The sequence below is a fragment of the Litorivivens sp. genome (genome assembly GCF_041625495.1).
Taxonomy (GTDB): Bacteria; Pseudomonadota; Gammaproteobacteria; order Pseudomonadales; family Spongiibacteraceae; genus Litorivivens.
Map to the genome: position 1 here is coordinate 1 of NZ_JBFJTH010000257.1, position 3463 is coordinate 3463.

Sequence of the window (3463 nt, forward strand, 5' to 3'; positions counted from 1 at the left end):
GCGGCTCATCCAGCTCCAGTGGGCTGCAGGATGCGGTAAACCCTTTCGTTGACAGCGGGTTTGCAACCATGGGGCCATTGCTGCCCCCAGACGAGAACGGTGTGCAGTTGCCTGCAGGATTTACCTCTCGCGTCATAGCTGAATACGACGCAAACGTTATCGCCGACGATGGCACCGATACCGGTTATGCTTGGCATACCGACCCCGACGGTGGCGCAACCTTTCGCACGGAAGATGGCGGATGGATTTATGTGAGCAATTCAGAGCGGCGTGATAGCACCACGGGGCCTGCTGTTGCTGGCACAGCTTATGGACCGCCCAATCGACGACAGGATGTCGCCGCCGCAGGCCTGATGACGGGCGGAGTTAGTGCGCTGCGATTCAATGCCAGGGGCGAGTTGATCGACGCGTACCGATGCCAGGCCAACACCACAACCAACTGCTCTGGCGGGGCAACCCCGTGGGGAACCTGGATCAATGGCGAAGAAATACTGGATGGGTTGATGTTTGAATGCAGCCCACTGCGCGATGGTGGTGACCACGTGCACTTGCCCGCTTTTGGCATTAAAGGCCATGAAATGGTGGCGGTGGATGAAGCAGGGCGTGCGATCTATCACACCGAAGATGCCGGTGGCGACGACCGTTTCTATCGCACTATTTGGACGGCAGCCGATTGGCCAAGCGGGGAGCGTCCGGTAATGGATAACGGTTTGCTTCAGGTGATGGGCGTACCCGCCGGATTAGATGCCGCTCGGCAGGGGCCAACACCCATTGCATGGCACAATGCCCTGGCCGTGGATCAACCACAGTTCCAAAACCGCCATCCCGATAGCACGCTAATGGAGGGCAATGAGGGCGTGTGGTTCCTAAACGGTTTCGTTTTTGTCACCACCAAAAGCGACGACACCATTTGGGCCATTGATACGATCGCCAATACGATAGAATCGATTTATGACCCCACCGATGGACCTATCGGCTCTCCGGTCGATGACAGTGAACCACCATTGGCGGGCGTAGATAATATTACGATGACGCTGGACGGCGAAATGCTGGTAGTAGAGGATGGCGGTGATATGCGCTGCATGGTATTGATGCCTGATCAAACCACAATACCCTTATTGCGACTGCCGGGTGACCCAGGGGCCACTGAGGTCACAGGCGTAGCGATTTCCCCCGACGGTCGCCGAGTTTACGTTTCCGGGCAGCGCACATTTAATAGTGGCGATGGCGCAATAGGCTACAATATCGCGGGCTTAACCTACGAAATCACCATGCCGTTTTCAGTTCAGGTAGATCGCCCGCTGGCGCGGCCAATGCCTAAAGTGTAGGTATCTCCAGCCCAGTCGCGATTGATGCAATGGGGTCACCGGGATCAGGGTCAGTGCTCACACCTCAAATGACAAAGGTGTAAGAGTAAGTGGTACTGGCCATGCTAGGATAAAAACGTAACAGCACTGGCTAACCCGGTTACCGCTGCGATTATTAAACCATTAGGGATCGCAACCAATGAAAAGGGCGCCCAGTGTCGCGATCTTAAAAGACCATCTATTGAGATAATTAAGACCTGCCCGTCAGCCACTGTCGGGCTTCGCTTTCGCTAGATACTACACCGCACAAATGGAAAACAATGGCGAATAAATATTCCGACACTGCCATAAAAATGAATTTTCTGGTTAAACCTTTGCTACGCTCACCACTGCACTGGTTGTTGAGTTCCAGCGTGGCCTTGATTCGCTTTACTGGCCGAAAATCCGGTAAAAAATTTGAGACGCCGGTTGCCTTCACCAAATTTGATGGCGAGTTTTTGATTTGCCTGACGGAAACCCGCGATCGTCAGTGGTGGAGAAACTACCGCGAACCCTGGCCAATGGCGCTTAAGTACAAAGCCCGCTGGCTGGAGGGTGAAGCATGCTGGCTGGAGCCCGGCAGCGAGGCGTATCGAACCAACTTCGAACGCGTATTCAGACGAGTCAGCTTTACGCCCAGAATCTATAAAATTTATGACTTTGATGCCGAACAGGGGCTCACTGATGCCCAGCTGCAAATTCTTCTGGATAACGGCTCGGGTATCGTGCAGTTTCTGGCAAAAAACGGAAGCTCAGGCTAGAAAGCCCGGAGTATCCAGGAAGGATCATCGTTAGTGATAACCGCTTGCTAGCGTTTATCACAGTGTGGAGACAGGAGATGTGCCAATGAGCGCGTTCGACGGCGCAAGTTTCTTCAGTGAAGAGGCTATCAACGACCCACATTCACTTTACGAGCAGATGCGAAACTTGGCGCCCGTATGTCAGATCGGCGAAACCCGAGCTTTTGTAGCCTGTTCGCATAGTGCGGTAACCGAGTTGGTTAAGCGCCACCAGGATTTCTCGGCGAATCTAAGGGGCATGCTGGTTTGTGGTGACGACGGGGCGCCCACCATCTTCGATCTGAAAGGCGCCGGAACCGCCAGCGATGTCATTGCCACTGCCGATGAACCGGATCATGCGATACATCGGCGGCTGATGTTGCCACCATTAAAAGCCGGCCGTATTGTCGCGCTTGAGCAGGACATTAAGCGTTTTGCACAGCAGCAAGTTGATGATTTTCTCCACGCGGGCGGTGATGCTTGTTCGGCACTGTGTGAGGCTTTACCCGCCTTCGTTGTCACTCGCCTGCTGGGGCTGGGTGATGATGCGCAGGAAGCGGTACAACGCTGGGCAATGATGGGCGGGGAATTTCTGGCCGGGCGCTTCGAATCCGACCGACTGCAACTGATACTGCAGGAAACTGCTGCACAGAACACGTACCTGACCCATCATTTTGAAAAGGTACACGCCGCACCGGCGAGCGATCGCGGTGATTCGTTGACCGCTACGCTCGCCCAGGGTGTAGATGAGCAACTTATCAGCAAAGAGCAAGCCGTGGGCATTCTAACGATTCTGTTTGGTGCCGCCGGAGAGTCCACCGCCAGCCTGATTGGCAGCGCCATTCTCAGGTTGGCTAAAGATCAGCCGCTACAGAAACGCCTACGCGCAGAACCCAATCTGATATCGGCCTTTATCGAGGAAATATTGCGACTGGAACCGCCATTCAAGTTTCACTACCGTTCGGTGAATGCCGACACCACGCTGGGGGGAACACCTCTACGTGCTGGAGACCTGGTATTGGCCTGTTGGGCAGCAGCAAATCGGGACCCGAATAGTTGGCCTGAGCCTCACCGCTTATTGCTGGACAGACCGCAGAGGGAAAAGCACTTCGGATTCGGCTACGGCATTCATTTTTGTATTGGCGCACCACTGGCAAGAATGGAAGCGCGTGTATTACTGGCAACGTTGCTACGCAGTACTGACAATTTCACGCTGGCAGACAGAAGCGCATTTCGCTATGCATCCAGTATCTTTGTCAGGCGCTTAGAGAAACTTACGCTTTCTTACCAGATAGCCCAGAGGTGTTGATACTGCCTTTCGAACCATCTTCACCTCAC

The 3463-nt window shown here is 54.3% G+C and carries 3 protein-coding genes; all 3 read left to right on the forward strand.

Going from position 1 to position 3463, the window contains the following annotated elements; all coding sequences use genetic code 11:
• Window positions 1–1328 (forward strand): alkaline phosphatase PhoX (locus tag ABYP39_RS18045; protein WP_372783999.1); only part of this gene is annotated, 1328 nt, incomplete at its 5' end.
• Window positions 1329–1627: 299 nt separating this feature from the next.
• Window positions 1628–2107 carry a nitroreductase/quinone reductase family protein gene (locus ABYP39_RS18050; protein ID WP_372784001.1) on the forward strand — a complete coding sequence of 160 codons (480 nt, stop codon included), beginning with the start codon at window positions 1628–1630 and terminating at the stop codon, window positions 2105–2107.
• Window positions 2108–2192: 85 nt separating this feature from the next.
• The gene (locus ABYP39_RS18055) at window positions 2193–3434 is read left to right on the forward strand and encodes a cytochrome P450 (RefSeq protein ID WP_372784003.1); all 1242 of its coding nucleotides are present in this window, start codon (window positions 2193–2195) and stop codon (window positions 3432–3434) included.
• Window positions 3435–3463: the final 29 nt, after the last annotated feature.